Source organism: Pseudomonas sp. T1.Ur (assembly GCF_023516725.1).
Classification (GTDB): domain Bacteria; phylum Pseudomonadota; class Gammaproteobacteria; order Pseudomonadales; family Pseudomonadaceae; genus Aquipseudomonas; species Aquipseudomonas alvandae.
Genome location: NZ_JAMGSN010000001.1, coordinates 4,406,111 through 4,425,610, shown reverse-complemented (window position 1 = coordinate 4,425,610; position 19,500 = coordinate 4,406,111). Strand labels below are relative to the sequence as shown.

Sequence of the window (19,500 nt, the reverse complement as noted above, 5' to 3'; positions counted from 1 at the left end):
TCCACATCGTGGCTTATTTCAAGCCGGCAAACGGATTCCGAAGGTGTTTGCGCCGCCGTCACTGCGCACGAACACATCGCCACCATGCATCAGCGCGATCGCCTTGACGATGGCCAGCCCTAATCCATGGTTGGCGCCGCTGTTGCTGCGTGACGCATCCACCCGATAGAAGCGTTCGAACAGACGCGGCAAATGGTCGCCGGCGATGGGTTCGCCGGGGTTGGTGACGCCGAGGGTGACCTGGTCGCCAACGGCTTCGATGCGCACCTCGATCACCTGGCCGGGCGCGGTGTGCTGGACCGCGTTGCTGAGCAGGTTGATCAGGGCACGGCGCAGGTGGGCGATTTCGATGGTGGCTTGGGCATCGCCGCTGACGTGGACCTCGACCTGGGCGTCCTCCAGGATGAAATCCAGGTAGTCGAGGGTGGTGGCCACTTCACCGGCGAGGGACGTCGTGGTCAGCTTGGTGGCCTTGCTGCCCTGGTCCGCGCTGGCGAGGAACAACATGTCGTTGATGATGGAGCGCAGTCGCTCCAGTTCCTCGAGGTTCGATTGCAGCACCTCGAAATAATGCTCTGCCGAGCGCCCACGGGTCAGCGCCACCTGGGTCTGGCCGATCAGGTTGGTCAATGGGGAGCGAAGCTCATGGGCCACGTCGGCGTTGAACGATTCGAGCCGGGAGTACGCCTGTTCGACCCGATCGAGGGTGGCATTGAACGAATTGACGAACTGGCTGAGTTCCGGCGGCAATGGCGAGATTCGCAAGCGCCCGGAAAGGCGGGGTGGGGCCAGGCGTTGGGCTTCGTCCGATAGCTTGATGAGCGGCTTGAGGCCGATGCGCGCGACCCAATAACCCAGCAGCGATGCCAGCAGCACACCGATACAGGCCAGGCTCACCAGCGCCACCAACAAATGATGCTGGGTCTGATAGAAAGTCTCGGTGTCGATGCCGATGATGAAGCGCAGGGGCGGGCGTTGGTCCTTTGCCGGAAACTGGCTCACCAGGACTTTCATCGGATAATGCCGATCGGGCAACGTCAGGTCGTGCTTGCCCAACGGGCCTTGGGCAACGGCGCGAACCTGCGGATCGGGGTTCCCGTATTCAAAGCGTGGGTCGCCGCTGACGATCCAGAAGTGGATGCGCTTGTCTTCTTCGCCCAGCAACCGCAGCTTGTTGTTGATCTTCACCCAATGCTCTGGCGTGCCGAACCGACCCACCGTGGATTCCAGCACGCTGTAGCGGGCGTCGAGTTCCGCTTCCGGCAGCAGGCCCAGGCCTTTTTCGACCTGCTGGTACAAGGCGCCGCCAATCAGCAGGAATACCAGAGCTGCCACCAGGGTGAACATGCCGCTCAGGCGCAGCGCGATGCTGTTACTCACCTCGATTCTCCAGCACGTACCCCATCCCTCGGATGGTGTGCAGAAGCTTGTGCTCGAAGGGCCCGTCCAGCTTGGCCCGCAGGCGCTTGATCGCCACCTCGACGACGTTGGCGTCGCTGTCGAAATTGATGTCCCAGACCATTTCGGCAATGGCAGTCTTCGACAGGATTTCGCCTTGGCGACGGGCCAGGACGCTGAGCAGCGAGAACTCCTTGGCGGTCAGGTCCAGGCGCTGCCCAGCCCGGGTGGCCTTGCGGCTGATCAGGTCGATCCACAGGTCGGCAATGCTGACCTGCACCGGTTCGTGACCGCTGCTGCGGCGGGTCAGGGCTTGCAGGCGCGCCACCAGCTCGAGGAAGGAAAACGGCTTGCCCAGGTAATCGTCGGCACCGTCGCGCAGGCCCTTGATGCGGTCTTCGACCCGTTCGCGGGCGGTGAGCATGATGACCGGCGTCTGCTTGCGGGCGCGCAAGGCACGTAGCACGCCAAAACCGTCCAGGCCCGGCAGCATGACGTCGAGCACGATCACCGCGTAGTCGTTTTCCAGGGCCAGGTGCAGTCCCTCGACGCCGTCCGGCGCCACGTCCACGATGTAACCCTGTTCGGTCAGGCCGCGGTGCAGGTAGTCCGCGGTTTTTTCTTCGTCTTCGATGATCAGGACACGCATGGCCCGGCCTCAGTCTGCATTCGCCGGCACCGCCGTCGGCGCAGGGCCGGGCCGATGGGCAGCTCGATGGAACAGTCGCTCCAGCCACAAGTATATGACCGGTGTGGTGAACAAGGTCAGCGCCTGGCTGACCAGCAGGCCGCCCACGACCGCGATGCCCAACGGCTGGCGCAGTTCGGCGCCGGGGCCATAGCCGAGCATCAGCGGCAGCGCGCCGAGCAGGGCGGCGAGGGTGGTCATGATGATCGGGCGGAACCGGGTCAGGCAGGCTTGGAATATCGCCTCCTGGGGCGTCAGGCCGCCGTTGCGCTGGGCATCGATGGCGAAGTCGATCATCAGGATGCCGTTCTTCTTGACGATGCCGATCAGCAGCACCAGGCCGATCAACGCCATGATCGAGAAGTCCTGGCCCAGCAGCCAGAGCATGACCAGCGCGCCAAGGCCGGCCGAGGGCAGGGTGGAAATGATGGTCAGCGGGTGCACGAAACTCTCGTAGAGCACGCCGAGGATGATGTACACCGCCACCAGCGCCGCGAGGATCAGCCACGGCTGGCTTTTCAGCGAACTCTGGAACGCCTGGGCCGCGCCCTGGAAACTGCCGGTGATGGCGGCAGGCATGCCGATTTCGTTCTTGGCCTGGTCGAGCAGGCGCACCGCATCCCCCAACGCCACGCCTGGGGCCAGGTTGAACGAGAGGTTGGCGGCCGGGAACATGCCGTCATGGGCAATCGACAGCGGGCCGTTGGTGGGCGCATCGAAGCGGGCCAGGGCCGAAAGCGGCACCATTTCCCCGCTCAGCGGCGAGCGCAGGTAGAAGTACGCCAGGCTCTCGGCCTTGCCACGCTGTTGGGTGTCCAGTTCGAGAATCACGTTGTACTGGTTGGTCTCGGTCTGGAACTCGTTGATCTGCCGCTGGCCGAACGCGTCGTACAGCGCCTGGTCGACGTCGGTGGCGGTGAGGCCGAAGCGTGCCGCTGCACTGCGGTCGATGTTGATGTGGGTGATGCTGCCGCCCAGTTGCAGGTCGTTGGAAATATCACGGAACGCCGGAATGCTGCGCAGTTTGTCGGTGAGTTTCTGCGTCCAGGCATTGAGCGTCGGCCCGTCATTGCTCTTGAGCACGTACTGATACTGGGCGCGGCTCGGGCCGGAGCTGAGGTTGATGTCCTGCCCGGCCCGCAGGTACAGCACGACGCCAGGGATCTTCTGCAATTTAGGGCGGATACGGTCGATGAAGCCGCTGGCCGATACATCGCGCTCGCCCCGGGGCTTGAGGGCGATCCAGAAGCGGCCGTTGGCGATGGTCTGGTTGTTGCCCGAGACGCCGACCGAATGGGAAAAGGTCTGCACCGCCGGGTCGGCGGCGACGATCTCGGCCAGGGCCTTGTGCTTGGCCACCATGTCCGGGAACGACACGTCGGCGGCGGCTTCGCTGGTGCCCAGCACCAGGCCGGTGTCCTGTACCGGGAAGAACCCCTTGGGGATGAACACGTAGCCCACCACTGCAAGCGCGAGGGTCAGGCCGAACGCGCCGATCATCAGTTTCTGGTGAGCCAGGGCCCGGCGCAGGCCTCGCTCATAGCCACCCAGCAGGCGCTCGCCGAAACCTGGACGATCATGGGCGTGGTGTTTCGGCGCGCGCATGAACAGCGCGGCCAGGGTTGGCGCCAGCGTCAGGGACACCACCACCGAAATCAGGATCGTCGAGGTGGCAGTCAGGGCGAATTCCTTGAACAGCCGTCCGACCACACCGCCCATGAACAGCAGCGGAATGAACGCCGCCACCAGTGAGAAGCTGATGGACACCACGGTGAAGCCGATTTCCCCGGCGCCCTTGATGGCCGCCTCGCGCATGCCTTCGCCGGTCTCCAGGTGCCGGTGGATGTTCTCCACCACCACGATGGCGTCGTCCACCACGAACCCCACCGAGATGACGATCGCCACCAGGGTCAGGTTGTTCAGGCTGAATCCCATCACGTACATCAGGGCGAAACTGGCGGTCAACGACACGCCGAGCACCGCCGAGACAATCAGCGTCGCCGAGAGCTGGCGCAGGAACAGCGCCATTACCGCCACCACCAGCAGCACCGCGATCAGCAGGGTGATTTCCACTTCATGCAACGAGGCGCGGATGGTCTGGGTGCGATCGATCATCACCTTGACCTGTATCGCGGCGGGGAGCATGGCTTCCAGGGTGGGCAGGGCGGCCTGGACGCGGTCGACGGTCTCGACGATGTTCGCGCCCGGCTGGCGGAAGATGACCAGGTTGACGCCGGGTTGATCATCGGACCAGGCCTGGACGTAGGCGTTTTCCGAACCGTTGACGACCTTGGCGATGTCCTTGAGATGAACCGGCGCGCCGTCCCGGTAGGACACGATCAGCTCCCCGTATTCCTCGGGCTTGAACAATTGGTCGTTGGTGGACAGCGTGGAAATGCTCGACTCACCGTACAGCGCGCCCTTGGCGAGGTTGAGGCTGGCCTGCTGGAGTGACAGACGAATATCGGCCAGGGTCAGTCCAATCGCCGCGAGTCGGTCGGCAGACGCCTGGACCCGGATCGCCGGACGCTGCTGGCCGGTAATGTAGATTTGTCCGACGCCATCGATCTGGCTGATCTGGCGGGCGAGCAGCGTCTCGACGTAATCGCTCAATTCGGTGCCTGGCATCAGGTCCGAGCTGATGCTGAGGATCAGTACCGGGCTATCGGCCGGGTTGACCTTGCGCCAGGTCGGCAGGTTCGGCATGTCATTGGGCAACTTGCCGGCGGCGGTGTTGATGGCCGCCTGCACTTCCTGGGCGGCGGTATCGATGCTCTTGTCGAGGCTGAACTGCAGGATCAGGTTGGTCGAGCCCAATGCACTGCTCGAGGTCATCTGGGTGATGCCGGGAATGGCGCTGAATTGCACTTCCAGCGGGGTCGCCACCGACGACGCCATGGTTTCGGGGCTGGCACCGGGCAACTGCGCATTGACCTGGATGGTCGGGAATTCCGCCTCGGGCAACGGCGCGACAGGCAGCCGCGGAAAGGCGATCAACCCAAGCAGCACCAAGGCGAACGTCAGCAGCACCGTAGCGATGGGGTGATCGATGCACCAGGCTGATATCGAACCGCGGCCTTTCATGGCTGTGCCTGCCCGGTCTTGGCGAGGGCGGGTGGATCGCTGAACACCTGGATGGTGGCACCGGGTTTGAGGCGTGACTGGCCGTCGCTCACCAATTGATCACCGGGGTTTACGCCTTTGATGATGTGCATGCCGCTGTCCTGGTACACCATTTCCACCGGCACGCTTTCTACCTTGTCGCCCTGGACCCGATACACGAAGTGTTGCTCCAACCCGCGTTGGACCACGGTCGGCGGTACCACCAGCGCACCCTTGTCGATCGCGGTCTGGATTTTCAGCGTCACCAGTTGCCCCGGCCAGAGCCGTTGGGCGGCGTTGTTGAATTCGGCCTTGGCGCGCAGGGTTCCGGTGTTGGTGTTGATCTGATTGTCGATGAGGCTGAGGCGTCCCTCGCCTAGCAACTCTCCGGTGGCGCCGTCGGCACCGATGTAGGCCTTGACCAGGGCCTGGTCGGGGGCGGCGATCAATCGCTGCAGCGTCGGCAGCATTTGTTGCGGCAACGAGAACTCCACGGCGATCGGGTCGATCTGGGTCACGGTGAACAAACCTTCGGCATCGCTGGCGCGCAGGAAGTTGCCTTCGTCCACGTTACGAATGCCGACGCGACCGGTCACCGGGGAGCGGATCTGCGTGTAGGACAGTTGCACCTGCGCGGAGTCGATGGCCGCCTGGTTTCCTTGGGCCGTGGCCTTGAGCTGATTGACCAGCGCTTGTTGTTGGTCGTAGGTCTGCTTGGATACGCCGTCGTCGACGCTCAGTAGTTTGTAACGCTTGAGATTGACTTGGGCCACGGCGAGTTGTGCCTGGCTCTCGCCGAGCTGGGCGCGGGCCTGGTCGAGACTGGCGCGGATGGAGCGGTCGTCGATGGTCGCCAGCAAATCCCCCTTCCTGACCAGCTGTCCTTCCTTGACCAGCAGCTTGGTGAGAATGCCGTCGATCTGCGGACGGATCACCACGCTGTGCAGCGACAGGACCGTGCCGATGCCGCTGGCAAAGCGCGGCACATCCTTTTCGACCACGCTCACGACCCTTACCGGCACGGCGCTCGCACCACTGGGTTTGGTGGCGACGGGCTTCATCGAGAACCACAGGACCAGCGCCCCCAAGGCGACCAACAGCGCGACGAGCAGGAACGTTTTTTTCTGAATGTGCATGGATGCGAAGAGCCGGTTCGGGACGATGGGATTTCTATCTGTCTTATATAGCGTTGCGAGGCGGTCAGGAAGGTGACGGCTAGCTGTCAGGGCTGTCAGTTTCGTCCCGGTTTTCCGTCAGACGGAACGTCACGCTTGAATCTGCTTCGTGGCACCGCGATTTCGGGCAGGTATACTGCTGCGTTTCGCGGCTCGGCCACCGAGCCACGCATACTCAATTGTGGCGAGGGAGCTTGCTCCCGCTTGAGTGCGAAGCGCTCACAGAAATGGGGCCGCTTCAGCCCAGCGGGAGCAAGCTCCCTCGCCACGGGTTGTTGTCCCACTCAAGTGAATAATCCCAATGACTTCCCCAATACCATCGCCCGCGGATGAACGCTTGCAAGGCGAGTCGTCTGGCCAGACGGACAGTAATGTTGCCAGCGTCGACGACAGCAAGGCGGCGATCCCGGCCTTCAAGTTCCCGTTCAAGCCCGGTGAACTGGTAGCCGCCAAAGGTGCCGGGCAACAGCCCTGGTACAAGAACGGCGCGAAGAACGGCCACACCAAGACTCCGGGGGCCGCGCCGCCCGGTACCCGTCGTTCGATGGGCAAGCGCTGAGATCTTCCTCCGTATACGGTCGCGGATTCAGTTCGCAACCCGTGCCCCGGTCAGGCTTCCACTCAATTCATAGGCCGTCAGTTCGGCCTGGTGCGCCGCGAGGATTTCCGGCAACGAGCCTCGCAGGTACTCGACCCACGTCTTGATCTTCGCATCCAGGTATTGGCGCGACGGGTAGATGGCGTAGAGGTTCAGCTCCTGGGAACGGTAGTTGGGCATGACCCGCACCAGCGTGCCGTTGCGCAAGCCTTCGATGGCGGCATACACCGGCAACACCCCCACACCCATGCCGCTGGTGATCGCGGTTTTCATCGCATCGGCGGAATTCACCAGGAACGGTGAGCTGTTGATGGTGACCATTTCCTGGCCTTCCGGGCCGTCGAACACCCACTTCTCCAACGGAATGACCGGGCTGACCAGGCGCAGGCAGGCGTGGTTGAGCAGGTCGCTGGGTTTCTGTGGGCAGCCGCTGGCTTTCACATAGCCAGGCGATGCGCAGACGATGCTGTAGGTGATCCCCAGGCGCTGGGAGACGAAGCCCGAATCCGGCAGTTCGCTGGCGAGCACGATGGAAACGTCGTAGCCCTCGTCGAGGATGTCCGGCACGCGGTTGGCCAGGGTCAGGTCGAAGGTCACGTCCGGATGGGTCTTGCGATACCGGGCGATGGCATCGATGACGAAGTGCTGGCCGATACCGGTCATGGTGTGGACCTTCAACTGCCCGGCCGGGCGCGCGTGGGCGTCGCTGGCCTCGGCTTCCGCTTCCTCGACATACGCCAGGATCTGCTCGCACCGCAGCAGGTAGCGCTTGCCGGCCTCGGTCAGGGCGATGCGCCGGGTCGTGCGGTTGAGCAGGCGGGTTTGCAGATGGGCTTCCAGGTTGGAAACCGCACGCGAGACATTGGCTGTGGTGGTATCAAGCTGCACGGCGGCAGCGGTGAAGCTTCCGGCTTCGGCAACACAGCTGAACGCGCGCATGTTTTGCAAAGTGTCCATGGAGGGCTCTCTTGGAAGGTGGCAAATTGTGACATGAAGTTACAGCGCTACGGGACCCCGACTAATGGATTATCGCGTTTACGGTAACAAAGATTCGCAGAAAGGTCGGCTTATCGCCGTTGGGGTCGGTCCCTAGAATTGCTGCCACTGCAGGATCGGTCTGGCTTCAGAGGACCTGTGGGAGCGAGCTTGCTCGCGATGAGGCCTTCACTGACGACACGTGAGGTGAATGCCAGGACGCCATCGCGAGCAAGCTCGCTCCCACAGGTTTGCCGTCATCCGCAGACCGTCGTCATGCCCTTTATTTTTCAGGAAGTTAGCGCCAGTGCCGCGTTGCATCAGCAGAGAGTTGAAGACTCTCAGTGTTTGGGTTTTGACGTTGACCATCAGCGGTTGCATCGGCACGGGGGGGATTGCACCGCAAGGCGAGGCATTGTCGCCCAACCAATTGGCAACCGACGAAGCGATTCGCGAGGCCGCCCGCGACGCCCACTGGCCGACTCGCCAGTGGTGGAAAGCCTATGGCGACCCGCAACTCGATCGCTGGATCGAGCAGGCCGTGCAAGACAGCCCGAGCCTGGCGGTCGCCGCCGCCCGGGTGCGTCAGGCCAGGGCCATGGCCGGTGTCGCCGAGGCGGCCGAGTCGGTGCAGATCAATGGCGAGTCGACGCTCAAGCGCCACAACTGGCCGACCGATCAGTTCTACGGCCCGGGCGAGTTGGCCAATACCACCACCTGGGACAACAACGCCGGCCTGGGCCTGAGCTACGCCCTGGACCTGTGGGGGCGCGAGCGCAACGCCAGCGAGCAGGTTGTCGACCTGGCCCACGTCAGCGTTGCCGAGGCGCGGCAGGCACAGTTGGAGTTGCAGAACAACATCGTGCACGCCTATATCCAGTTTTCGCTGCACTACGCCCAGCGCGATATTGTTGCCGCGACGCTCCGTCAGCAGGCGCAGATTCTCGAACTGGCGCAGAAACGCCTGGACGGTGGCATCGGCACCCACTTCGAGGTCAGCCAGGCCCAGGCGCCGCTACCCGAAACCCATCGTCAGCTCGACGCCCTCGACGAAGCGATTGCCTTGAGCCGCAACCAACTGGCCGCGCTGGCGGGCAGGGGGCCGGGCGACGGCGCGGGCCTGCAACGTCCCACCCTGGTGTTGGGAGCCCCATTGAAATTGCCGTCCGCGTTGCCCGCCGAACTGCTCGGCCAGCGCCCGGATGTCGTGGCCGGACGTTGGCAGGTGGCGGCCCAGGCCCGGGGCATCGATGTCGCCCGGGCCGGTTTCTATCCCAACGTCGACCTGGTGGGCAGCCTGGGCTACATGGCCACCGGCGGCGGGGCGCTGGAGTTCCTGACCGGCAAGAAACTCACCTACAACGTCGGCCCGGCGATCTCGCTGCCGATCTTCGATGGCGGACGCCTGCGCTCGCAGTTGGGCGAGGCGGCCGCGGGTTACGACATCGCCGTGGCGCATTACAACCAGACGTTGGTGAGCGCGCTCAAGAGCATTTCCGACCAGTTGATTCGCCGCGAGTCGATGGACAAACAACAGGTTTTCGCCGCCGAGTCCGTCGCCGCCGCCCAGCGCACCTACGACATTGCGATGGTCGCGTTCCAGCGCGGGCTCACCGACTACCTCAATGTGCTCAACGCCCAGAGCCTGTTGTTCAAGCAACAACAGGTGCAACAACACGTGGAGGCGGCGCGCCTGAGTGCCCATGCCGATCTCGTAACGGCGCTGGGTGGCGGGCTGGAGGCGGGCAGCGACATGCCTGTGGCACGCGCTGTCCCGTGGCGAGGGAGCTTGCTCCCGCTGGACCCTGTAGGAGCTGTCGAGCGAAGCGAGGCTGCGATCTTGTTCCAGGCAATTGAGTCGCAAGCGAAAGATAAAGATCAAAAGATCGCAGGCTTCGCCAGCTCCTACAGAGCCCAGCGGGAGCAAGCTCCCTCGCCACGATGCTGAGTATCCTCCCGTGACCTGTTTACTCTGGCTCCGTCGCCTCGAATGGCGCCGTGGTTTCTTCGACTGGGCCCGCAGCGACGGCGTGACCTGGGTCTATATCTTCAAGGTCTTGCTGGCCGCTTTCCTGACGTTGTGGCTGGCGATGCGCCTGGAATTGCCCCAGCCACGCACGGCGATGATCACCGTATTCATCGTCATGCAGCCCCAGAGTGGCCAGGTTTTCGCCAAGAGTTTCTACCGTCTGCTCGGCACCTTGGCCGGCTCGGCGGTGATGGTTGCGTTGATCGCCTTGTTCGCCCAGAACACCGAGCTGTTCCTCGGCTGCCTGGCGATCTGGGTTGGCATTTGCTCGGCGGGCGCGGCGCGTTATCGCAATTTCCGCGCCTATGGTTTCGTGCTGGCCGGCTACACCGCGGCGATGATCGGCCTGCCGGCCCTGGCCCATCCGGAAGGCGCCTTCATGGCGGCGGTCTGGCGCGTATTGGAAATCTCCCTGGGGATCCTCTGTGCCACCGCCGTCAGCGCCGCGATCCTGCCGCAAACCGCCAGTGCCGCCATGCGCAACGCGCTCTATCAGCGCTTTGGTGTGTTCGCCCTGTTCGTCACCGATGGCTTGCGCGGGCGCAGCCAACCCGAGATATTCGAGGCGCGCAACGTTGGTTTCATCGCCGAGGCGGTGGGGCTGGAAGGCCTGCGCAGCGTGACCGTGTTCGAAGACCCGCACATGCGCCGGCGCAACGGTCGGCTCAGTCGCTTGAACAGCGAGTTCATGAGCCTGACCACGCGTTTCAACGCCTTGCACCAATTGCTCGAACGGTTGCGCACCGGCGCGGCGGACTCGGTGGTAAGCGCCATCAGGCCCGGCTTGCACACCTTGGCCGAGCTGTTGGATGGCTTCAGCGCAAGGGCCTTGACCGATGCCGATGCGGCACGCCTGGCAGCGGCGCTGGCTGATTACAAGGCCGACTTGCCAGCCCAGGTGCGCCGATTGCGTGCGCAATTCCAGAAGACGGATCCCAGTGACGCGCAGCAACTGGATTTCCACACCGCTTATGAGCTGCTGTATCGCTTTGTCGAAGACCTGCATGGCTACGCCCAGACCCATGCTTCCCTGGCCGAGCATCGCCATGAACGGGAACGTTGGGATGAGCCGTTCGTGTCGCAGACCAACGGCTTGGCGGCAGCCGCTTCCGGTTTTCGCGCCGCCTTCATCCTGCTGGTGCTGGGCAGCTATTGGGTCGCCACGGCCTGGCCGAGTGGCGCGACCATGACGATGATCGCCGCCGCCACCGTCGGGCTGTCCGCGGCTACGCCGAACCCCAAGCGCATGGCGTTCCAGATGGCCTGCGGCACGTTGTTCGGGGCGCTGGTTGGCTTCGTCGAGATGTTTTTCGTCTTTCCCCTGATCGACGGTTTCCCCTTGCTCTGCGTGATGTTGGCGCCGGTGATCATGCTGGGCGCTTTCCTCGGTTCTCGACCGCAGCACGCCGGGGTCGGGTTGGGGCTGCTGATTTTTTTCAGCACCGGTTCCGTGCCGGACAACCTGGCGGTTTATAACCCCTACACCTTCATCAACGATTACATCGCAATGATCCTTGGCATGCTGGTGTGTGCCGCCGCTGGCGCGATCATCCTGCCGCCCAACAGCCGCTGGATGTGGCGCCGGCTCGAACAGGACCTGCGCGAACAAGTGGTGTTCGCCATCAGCGGCAAGCTCAAGGGCTTGGCCTCGGGTTTCGAGAGCCGCAGCCGGGACTTGCTGCACCAGGCCTACGGGCTGGCGGCGGGCCAACCTCAGGTGCAACGGAATTTGTTGCGCTGGATGTTCGTGGTGCTGGAAGTCGGCCACGCGATCATCGAGTTGCGCAAGGAGCAGGCGACGCTGCCGGTGCATCCGGCCTATGCCGAAAGCCAGCCATGGCGCCAGGCGATCCGAGTGATGGGACGCGCGCTGGTGCGGCTGTTCCGCCAACCGAGCCAGAGCAATCTGGAGCGCGCACTCGTGGCGGTGGATCACGCCATTGGCCGCGTGCAGGCCACCGACGAACCGTTCGCCCCGCACTTCGACACCTCGGCCCTGCGTCGGGTGAAAAGCTACCTGCATTTCATCCGGACCTCGCTGCTCGACCCGCAATCGCCCTTGGCGGCTTACACCGCGCCGCCTCCCCAGGAACTTGAACATGCCCCGTGAAGTCGCCTTCCACGGCGTTTACATGCCCACCATGACCCTGATGTTCTTCATCGCCGCCGGCCTGGCCTGGACGTTGGACCGTTTCCTCTCGGGGTTGGATCTGTACCGTTTTTTCTGGCACCCGGCGCTGCTGCGCCTGAGCCTGTTCACCTGCCTGTTCGGCGCGCTGGCGCTGACGGTCTACCGTTGAGATCGATGCGATGAAAAAGTTTTTCAGCCTGCTGGCGACGCTGCTGGTGCTGGCCTTGGCACTGTGGATCGGCCGTACGCTGTGGGTGCATTACATGAACACGCCCTGGACCCGCGATGGGCGGGTGCGGGCCGACATCATCAATGTCGCCGCCGACGTCAGTGGCGAAGTGGTCGAGGTGCCGGTGCGCGACAACCAGTTGGTGAAAAAGGGCGACCTGCTGATGCGCATCGATCCCGAGCATTACCGCATCGCGGTGAAACAGGCACGCTCCCTGGTGGCGTCGCGCAAGGCCACCTGGGAAATGCGCAAGGTCAATGCCCACCGACGCGCCGACCTCGACAGCTTGGTGATTTCCCGGGAAAACCGTGACGACGCCAGCAACATCGCCGACTCGGCGCTGGCCGACTACCAGCAGGCCCAGGCGCAACTGGAGGCGGCCGAGCTGAACCTGGCTCGCACCGAGGTTCGCGCGGCGGTAGACGGTTACGTCACCAACCTCAACGTGCACCGTGGCGACTACGCGCGGATCGGCGAGGCAAAAATGGCCGTGGTGGACATGAATTCGTTCTGGGTCTACGGCTTCTTCGAAGAAACCAAGTTGCCCAAGGTGCGGATGGGTGATTCCGCGCAGTTGCAGCTGATGAGCGGCGAGGTGCTCAAGGGGCATGTCGAAAGCATTTCCCGAGGGATCTACGACCGTGACAACCCCGAGAGCCGCGAATTGATCGCCGACGTGAACCCGACCTTCAACTGGGTTCGCCTGGCGCAGCGGGTACCGGTGCGCATTCACCTGGACGAAGTGCCGGACGATGTACTGCTGGCGGCGGGGATGACCTGTACGGTGGTGGTAGAACCCCGCAATCACCGCTAATCCCCTGTGGCGAGGGACTCACTCTCGCCGGGCCCCGTAGGAGCTGGCGAAGCCTGCGATCTTTTGATCTTTATCTTTCGCTTGCGCCTCAATTGCCTGGGACAAGATCGCAGCCTCGCTTCGCTCGACAGCTCCTACGCGCAGCCGAGCGGGAGCAAGCTCCTTCGCCACAACGGCAAATAAAACCGGAATGGTTACAGTAACCGACCCAACCCAAACCGCTTCATCAAACCTTTCTCCAGCAATCCCTTGGGCAGCAGGCCGGCCATCAACGGCAACGCCCGGCTGCCGTTGCCCAGGCGCAACAGGCGGGCTGGCTTGGGTTGCCGTACGGCTTTGAGCAGCGCGGCGGCGAATTCGCTGGCCGGGGTCGGGTTGTCCTGGGAGGCCTTGGCGCGGGCGCGAATGCCGTCACGCAGGGGCCACCAGGGCGATTGTTCGCTGATGAGTTGCTCGGCTTCATGCCCTGCATTCTTGGCGAAGCTTGAGGCGATGGCGCCGGGCTGGACCTCCATCACCCGAATGCCGAACGGTGCCAGCTCCATGCGCAGCGCATCGCTCAAGGCATGCACCGCAGCCTTGGAGGCGCAGTAGGCGCCGGCAAATGGCGTGACCAGTACGCCGGACACGCTGCCGATATTCACCACCAATCCCCTGGCCCGGCGCAGTACGGGAAAGAGCGCGCGGGTCACGCCGACGATGGCGAACACGTTCGTCTCGAACTGGCGCTGCATGGCCGGCACGCCGCCGTCCAACAGCGGGCCCATGGCGCCATAACCGGCGTTGTTGACCAGCACATCGAGGCCGCCATGTTGTTGATTGATCCGTTCGCCCAATTGCTCCAGCGCCTCGCCGTCATTGACGTCCAGTTGCACGGCGGTGAACCCGGCGGCGCTGAGCTGCGCCACGTCCTCGGGCTTGCGCGCACTGGCCCAGACCTGATAACCCGCCACCTTGAAGGCCTCGGCGAGGGCACGGCCGATGCCGCTGGAACATCCGGTAATCAACACAACGGGCATGGCGCATTCCTTAGGCAAAAGGGGACATTGATCAGTTGGAGAAACTACCCTGCAATCGCTCGGCGCGAAACTCCAGGGTCTGCGGGCGATAGCCGGGGCGCAATGGCGGGATCGGCAAGCAGTCCTGCCAATCGGCGCCGGGCTGCAAGTCGCCGGGGCCGCGATAGCGCGGTGAACTGTAGAGGTTGTCGGCGAGGTTGAGGGTGTCGCCGGGCGCATAAGCTGCGATTCGCCAGCGCAGCTCCGTCAGCGGTACATCGTTGCCATTGTGGATTTTCAACAGCAGCGGTCGGTCCGCGGGACACTGTTCGGGGGCGTAGGCGATGTGCAGGTCCAGGCGAGCCAGTTGCCGGGTCTCGCGGGTCTCTTCCCAGAGCACCCACGCCGCCACCAGCCCCAGCCCGACGAATGCCGCCAGGGAAATTGGCAAGGCCTTGGCCGGGTAGCGCAACAGCAGGATGAGCCAGGTGATGACCAGCAGGGCGCCGATAAGCATGCGTGAAACCTCCGTTGTCGTCGCTACATCCTACCCACAGAGGTGGAAGATGGATATTCGTCGTCAGGGACACCCGGGGCCGTCCGGGCGATCCGGGAGCGGTCGCGCCCATCGACGGTCCGCAGGGCCTTGGCCAGATCTGGTTACAAAACCCTGCCTGAGCGCCAGTGACAGGTCCGGCATGGACACTATGCTTTGCAGATCATTCATGTTTGCCGGGCTCACCCACTTCAATGCTGTCCTCTCTGCATCAATATACGCCTACCCTCACCGCCACCGATCCACGGGGCCTGGTCATTCGCAACGTCGCCTATCATCGCGCGTCGGCGGGGGTCGAGCCCGATGCGCATATCCACCGCCAGACGTTCGGCCCTTCCGGCCTGCTGCTCGAGCAGTGGGATCCGCGCTTGTTCCAGTTGCATCGCGGCCGGCGCGATACCGGTCCCGCTCAGTGCGGCGTCCACAGCCTGTCCGGCCAGTCCCTGCGCACTGACAGCGCGGATGCCGGTTGGCGAGTGGTCTTGTGGGGCGCGTCCGGCCAGCGGCTCGATGACTGGGACGGTCGCGGTGCCCATCGGCAGCGCGAATACGACCGGCTGCTGCGTCCGGTCGCCGTGTATGAAAAGGACGCGGGAGAACCGGCGTTGCGCTGCGTCGAACGATTGGGTTATGGGGGCGACTCGGCCGATCACAGGGCGCGCAATCGCTGCGGCAGGCTGGTTCATCACGCCGATCCGGCCGGCAAACTAGTGTTCGCGCGTTATGACCTGTTGGGCCAGGTCACCTTGCAGAGTCGCCGGTTTCGGCGCGAGGTGGAGAGGGCAGACTGGCCGGCAATGGCTACGCAACGCCGCGTGCTGCTGGAAGATCAGGTATTCGCCACTCGCTGGCGGCGCAATGCCGTGGGGGATGTTATTGGGCAACTCGACGCCCGGGGCAATCGCCAGGGCTTGAGTTACGGGCTCGATGGTCGGCTGCGGCGCATCGAGCTGACGCCCAGGCAAGGCACGCGTCAGACGGTAATGGATGAATGCGTCTATGACGCATGCGGCGAATTGATATCCGAGCGCGCCGGCAACGGCGTCCGCAGTGTCCGCGTCTATCGCCCTGAAGACGCCCGTCTTGTGCAAATGCGCTCCTGGCACTCGACTGTCGGCCTCCTTCAGGACCTGCGCTATCGCTACGATCCGGTGGGCAATGTGTCGAGCATCGAGGATCGGGCTCGACCGATCCATTACTTCGCCAATCAGGCGATCGAACCGGTCAGTCGTTATCGTTACGACACGCTTGGCCGGTTGATCGAAGCCACAGGTTGGGAGACCGGCACGTCCAGCCAGGGGCCGGCCCGTCCCGACGACCCTCGGGCGCGCTCCCGTTACCGGCAGATCTATCACTATGACCACAGCGGCAACCTGTTGGATCTGCTTCATCAGGGGGGCCAGGACCACGGTCGTCGGCTGGTCGCGTCGTCAGCGAGCAATCGATGCCTGGCGACGCGTGGCGATCATGTCCCCACGCAGGAGAACCTGCGCGACGGCTTCGACGCCAACGGTAATTTGTTGCAACTGCAGCCAGGGCAGGTGCTGACCTGGAACGTGCGCAATCAATTGCAGGAAGCGGTGGTGGCGTCGCGTAAAGGCGGCGCTGACGATCGCGAGCGTTATGTCTACGACGCCGACGGGATCCGTGTGCGCAAGATCAGCGAGGTACAGGTCGGTCCCCGTGTCTTGAGAGCAGAGGTTTGCTATCTGCCGGGATTGGAGCTGCGCATGAACAGCGCCACCGGCGAGCGCTTGCAAATCATGACCATCAATACCGGCCACGGCACGGTTCAGGTGCTGCACTGGGAAGATCAGCCACCCAAGGGCATGCCCAGCCATGCCTGGCGCTACTGCCGGGCCGACCATCTGCAATCCTCTTGCCTGGAGCTGGACAGCCTGGGGCGGGTGATCAGCCGCGAGACCTATCACCCCTTCGGAACGACAGCGGCAATCGAGCGAGGCGACTCGCCTGCCCAGAGCTATCGAATCCACCGTTATTCAGGCAAGGAACGCGATGCGACGGGGCTTTATTGCTATGCGCTTCGGTATTACATACCGGGATGGCAGCGATGGTTGAGTCCGGATCCGGCGGGCGATGTCGACGGGTTGAATCGGTATGGGTTCGTACAGAACAACCCCATCACCCGCCTTGACCGGGACGGACTGACGGGCTGGCCGTTCAACCGTCGTTCAGATGGATTTCGCGCCATGATCGAGATTTATAAACGCCCAAGCGTCAACGGGCTCCGTGCGTATCAGGGCTGGGAAGGTCAACTGTTTCTTGCGCGACTCGAGAGCCTGCAATGGCGCGCGGACGCTCCTCCCGGCATCGGCGAGTATGCGGAAGGCGGGGACGGGGTGTCGGATCACCTCAACAGCTACCTACGGGGTGTGCCGATCGAAAGGAACGTGGCGGATCTGAGGCAAACCGCAATGGCCGTGAGGCAAATGCGGGCTGAGGTGGAGCGACAGCCTGATTACTTTGGTTTCGCCTACCGTGCGGCACGGGGGCCGGCGGAGACTTTTGGCAAACACATCAAGGTCGGAAGCACGGTGGTCGACGCAGCTTTCATGTCCGCCAGCGTGATACCACACAGCGCGATCCAATGGCTGGAAACCTGGACAGACCGCAGGCCGGACGCAACACCGGGCCAGCAACGCGTACTGCTGGTGTTCGACAGGCAGGTGCGCAAGAAAGTGGCCGCCACGGATTTCCTGGCCGACCATGTATTGATCCCGCCGCTCACGCTGCTCCAAGTGACGAAGATACACACGATCCGCCCGGGGCCTGCCGATGCCGGGGTGACGGTGGTCAAGTTGAAGCCGGCCGTTCACGCTGACCGGCACAAGGTGCGAAGTCTCTGGGATGGCAGGGTGCTGAAACCTGCGCTTAACCCGGGGCTACTGAGCAGGATTCGCTCGAGGCTCCGGCGATAAGTCGGCAACGAGACACGCCGACGCTGAGGAAGAAACGGGGCGTGCTCGGCATCGAAAGAGTACGGTCATGCGTTGAGTTCCGAAGGCCAACAGGACGAAGTGATGGAACCCTCAAAAAAGCCCCCACCCAACCCGCTGCGGATAGGGGACGCAGTGGGCTGGATGGGGGCTTCTTGTTCGACTGATCGTTGCTACTGATCGTTACTGCGCGATGGTCTTCACCGACACGCCGCGTTCGATCGGGGTCGAGCGTCCATAGATATCCTCGAAGCGCTCGATGTCGTCTTCGCCCAGGTAGCTACCGGACTGCACTTCGATGATTTCCAGCGGGATCTTGCCCGGGTTGCGCAGGCGGTGGACCGACGCGATCGGGATGTAGGTCGACTGGTTTTCAGTGAGCAGGAACACGTTCTCGTCGCAAGTCACTTCGGCGGTGCCGCTGACCACGATCCAGTGTTCGGCGCGGTGGTGGTGCATCTGCAGCGACAGGCACGCGCCCGGCTTGACCGAGATGTGCTTGACCTGGAAACGACCGCCCATGTCCACCGAGTCATAGGAACCCCACGGACGATAGACCTCGCAGTGGTTCTGGGTTTCGGTGCGGCCTTGGGCGTTGAGGGTGTTGACCAGTTGCTTGACGCCTTGGACCTTGTCCTTGTGGGCGATCATCATGGCGTCCTTCGTCTCGACCACGACGATGTTGTCCAGGCCGATTACCGACACCAGCTTGCCGTTGCCGTGGATCATGCAGTTGCGGCTGTCCTGGATCACCACGTCGCCCTTGGTGACGTTGCCGTTGGTGTCCTTGGCGTTGACTTCCCACAGCGATGCCCAGCAACCGACGTCGCTCCAGCCGGCCGACAGCGGCACCACGCAGGCGCGCTGGGTTTTTTCCATCACGGCGTAGTCGATGGAGTTGTCCGGGCAGCAGGCGAAAGTGGCTTCGTCGAAAGTGATGGTGTCGTTGGTCTGCTCGCTGCGCTCCAGGGTCAGCAGGCAGGTGTCGTAGATGTCCGGATCGTGTTTTTTCAGCTCTTCGAGGAAGCGGCTGGCGCGGAACAGGAACATGCCGCTGTTCCAGAAGTAACCGCCGGCTTCGACGAACTCGGTGGCGCGCTTGACGTCGGGTTTTTCGACGAAGTGCGACACGCGGCTCACGCCTTCAGGCAGCAGGACGTCGTTGGTCGACTTGATGTAGCCATAGCCGGTTTCCGGCTTGGTGGCCGGTACGCCGAACAGCACCATTTCGCCACGCTCGGCCGCCACGGTGGCCAGGGCCAGTGCGCGTTGCAGGGCTTTCTGGTCTTCGATGACGTGGTCGGCTGGCAGTACCAGCATCAGTTCGTCGCGGCCTTCGTTGACCAGCATCATCGCGGTCAGGGCCACCGCTGGCGCAGTGTTGCGACCGAACGGTTCCATCAGGATGCGCTGGGCTTCCAGGTTCTGGGCCGACAGCTGCTCGTTGACGATGAAGCGGTGCTCTTTGTTGCAGACCACGATCGGCGTGTCCATGCCTTCGAACACCAGGCGCTCGAGGGTCTGTTGGAACAGGGTGTGTTCGCCGGTCAGGGCCAGGAACTGTTTAGGGAATTGCTTGCGCGAAAGCGGCCAAAGACGTGAGCCACTACCACCTGACAAGATCACCGGAATCATGTTTGTTACTCCTTTGAAGCGAAATGGTTTTAGAGCTACTGCGTTCTGTCGTTTCACTCTCTTGTTGTTGTTCCGTACCCGAATGGCTGACTCTTGCTGTAGGAGCTGACGAGTGCAGCGAGGCTGCGATCTTTCCCCTAACACTTGAATCCCTAGCGAAAGATCAAGATCAAAAGATCGCAGCCTGCGGCAGTTCCTACCCAAACAGGCGCTCA

Annotated in this window: 14 protein-coding genes; 6 read left to right on the top strand and 8 right to left on the bottom strand. The window is 63.2% G+C overall.

All coding sequences use genetic code 11. The features are described from left to right. Nucleotides 1–18: 18 nt before the first annotated feature. The 4 genes from M8Q45_RS19650 to M8Q45_RS19635 are packed head-to-tail and all read right to left on the bottom strand — an operon-like array spanning nt 19 to nt 6,324. Nucleotides 19–1,386, bottom strand: coding sequence for a heavy metal sensor histidine kinase (locus M8Q45_RS19650; protein WP_349654640.1), 1,368 nt, complete (start codon nt 1,384–1,386; stop codon nt 19–21). Continuing rightward, nucleotides 1,373–2,047 carry a heavy metal response regulator transcription factor gene (locus tag M8Q45_RS19645; RefSeq protein WP_249876060.1) on the bottom strand — a complete coding sequence of 225 codons (675 nt, stop codon included), beginning with the start codon at nt 2,045–2,047 and terminating at the stop codon, nt 1,373–1,375. Before M8Q45_RS19645 ends, M8Q45_RS19650 begins: the two co-directional genes overlap by 14 nt. A gap of 9 nt (nt 2,048–2,056) precedes the next feature. Then, nucleotides 2,057–5,170, bottom strand: coding sequence for a multidrug efflux RND transporter permease subunit (locus tag M8Q45_RS19640; protein WP_249876059.1), 3,114 nt, complete (start codon nt 5,168–5,170; stop codon nt 2,057–2,059). Then, entirely contained in the window at nt 5,167–6,324 is a 1,158-nt protein-coding gene (locus M8Q45_RS19635) for an efflux RND transporter periplasmic adaptor subunit (RefSeq protein WP_249876058.1), read from the bottom strand. Before M8Q45_RS19635 ends, M8Q45_RS19640 begins: the two co-directional genes overlap by 4 nt. A gap of 340 nt (nt 6,325–6,664) precedes the next feature. Here M8Q45_RS19635 and M8Q45_RS19630 point away from each other — a divergent pair, with 340 nt between their 5' ends. Next, nucleotides 6,665–6,922, top strand: a complete 258-nt coding sequence (locus M8Q45_RS19630; RefSeq protein WP_249876057.1) for a hypothetical protein — start codon at nt 6,665–6,667, stop codon at nt 6,920–6,922. A gap of 27 nt (nt 6,923–6,949) precedes the next feature. Here the strand turns inward: M8Q45_RS19630 and M8Q45_RS19625 are convergent, their stop codons facing one another. Beyond that, on the bottom strand, nt 6,950–7,918 hold the full coding sequence (locus M8Q45_RS19625; protein WP_249876056.1) for a LysR family transcriptional regulator: 969 nt from the start codon (nt 7,916–7,918) through the stop codon (nt 6,950–6,952). A gap of 325 nt (nt 7,919–8,243) precedes the next feature. Here M8Q45_RS19625 and M8Q45_RS19620 point away from each other — a divergent pair, with 325 nt between their 5' ends. The 4 genes from M8Q45_RS19620 to M8Q45_RS19605 are packed head-to-tail and all read left to right on the top strand — an operon-like array spanning nt 8,244 to nt 13,139. Next, a complete protein-coding gene (locus M8Q45_RS19620; RefSeq protein ID WP_249876055.1) occupies nt 8,244–9,884 on the top strand; it encodes an efflux transporter outer membrane subunit in 1,641 nt (546 codons plus the stop codon). A gap of 10 nt (nt 9,885–9,894) precedes the next feature. Beyond that, nucleotides 9,895–12,075, top strand: a complete 2,181-nt coding sequence (locus M8Q45_RS19615) for an FUSC family protein (protein ID WP_249876054.1) — start codon at nt 9,895–9,897, stop codon at nt 12,073–12,075. Continuing rightward, nucleotides 12,065–12,265: a DUF1656 domain-containing protein gene (locus tag M8Q45_RS19610; RefSeq protein ID WP_249876053.1), complete on the top strand. Its 201-nt coding sequence runs from the start codon at nt 12,065–12,067 to the stop codon at nt 12,263–12,265. Before M8Q45_RS19615 ends, M8Q45_RS19610 begins: the two co-directional genes overlap by 11 nt. A 10-nt stretch (nt 12,266–12,275) precedes the next feature. Next, entirely contained in the window at nt 12,276–13,139 is an 864-nt protein-coding gene (locus M8Q45_RS19605) for an efflux RND transporter periplasmic adaptor subunit (RefSeq protein WP_249876052.1), read from the top strand. A 194-nt stretch (nt 13,140–13,333) separates the two neighbouring features. Here the strand turns inward: M8Q45_RS19605 and M8Q45_RS19600 are convergent, their stop codons facing one another. Next, entirely contained in the window at nt 13,334–14,158 is an 825-nt protein-coding gene (locus tag M8Q45_RS19600) for an SDR family oxidoreductase (RefSeq protein ID WP_249876051.1), read from the bottom strand. A 31-nt stretch (nt 14,159–14,189) separates the two neighbouring features. Beyond that, nucleotides 14,190–14,654, bottom strand: a complete 465-nt coding sequence (locus M8Q45_RS19595) for a multidrug transporter (protein WP_249876050.1) — start codon at nt 14,652–14,654, stop codon at nt 14,190–14,192. Between the two features lie 233 nt (nt 14,655–14,887). On the opposite strand from M8Q45_RS19595, the gene M8Q45_RS19590 reads away from it, so the two are divergent. After that, the gene (locus M8Q45_RS19590; RefSeq protein WP_249876049.1) at nt 14,888–17,632 is read left to right on the top strand and encodes an RHS repeat domain-containing protein; all 2,745 of its coding nucleotides are present in this window, start codon (nt 14,888–14,890) and stop codon (nt 17,630–17,632) included. A 201-nt stretch (nt 17,633–17,833) separates the two neighbouring features. Here the strand turns inward: M8Q45_RS19590 and M8Q45_RS19585 are convergent, their stop codons facing one another. Beyond that, the gene (locus M8Q45_RS19585; protein WP_249876048.1) at nt 17,834–19,285 is read right to left on the bottom strand and encodes a mannose-1-phosphate guanylyltransferase/mannose-6-phosphate isomerase; all 1,452 of its coding nucleotides are present in this window, start codon (nt 19,283–19,285) and stop codon (nt 17,834–17,836) included. Nucleotides 19,286–19,500 lie beyond the last annotated feature (215 nt).

What these genes read in the sequence shown, in the direction of transcription:
- M8Q45_RS19595 (WP_249876050.1), bottom strand. Translation starts at nt 14,654, where the DNA reads ATGCTTATCGGCGCCCTGCTGGTCATCACCTGGCTCATCCTGCTGTTG.
- M8Q45_RS19600 (WP_249876051.1), bottom strand. Translation starts at nt 14,158, where the DNA reads ATGCCCGTTGTGTTGATTACCGGATGTTCCAGCGGCATCGGCCGTGCC.
- M8Q45_RS19630 (WP_249876057.1), top strand. Translation starts at nt 6,665, where the DNA reads ATGACTTCCCCAATACCATCGCCCGCGGATGAACGCTTGCAAGGCGAG.
- M8Q45_RS19635 (WP_249876058.1), bottom strand. Translation starts at nt 6,324, where the DNA reads ATGCACATTCAGAAAAAAACGTTCCTGCTCGTCGCGCTGTTGGTCGCC.
- M8Q45_RS19605 (WP_249876052.1), top strand. Translation starts at nt 12,276, where the DNA reads ATGAAAAAGTTTTTCAGCCTGCTGGCGACGCTGCTGGTGCTGGCCTTG.
- M8Q45_RS19625 (WP_249876056.1), bottom strand. Translation starts at nt 7,918, where the DNA reads ATGGACACTTTGCAAAACATGCGCGCGTTCAGCTGTGTTGCCGAAGCC.
- M8Q45_RS19590 (WP_249876049.1), top strand. Translation starts at nt 14,888, where the DNA reads ATGCTGTCCTCTCTGCATCAATATACGCCTACCCTCACCGCCACCGAT.
- M8Q45_RS19610 (WP_249876053.1), top strand. Translation starts at nt 12,065, where the DNA reads ATGCCCCGTGAAGTCGCCTTCCACGGCGTTTACATGCCCACCATGACC.
- M8Q45_RS19645 (WP_249876060.1), bottom strand. Translation starts at nt 2,047, where the DNA reads ATGCGTGTCCTGATCATCGAAGACGAAGAAAAAACCGCGGACTACCTG.
- M8Q45_RS19640 (WP_249876059.1), bottom strand. Translation starts at nt 5,170, where the DNA reads ATGAAAGGCCGCGGTTCGATATCAGCCTGGTGCATCGATCACCCCATC.
- M8Q45_RS19585 (WP_249876048.1), bottom strand. Translation starts at nt 19,285, where the DNA reads ATGATTCCGGTGATCTTGTCAGGTGGTAGTGGCTCACGTCTTTGGCCG.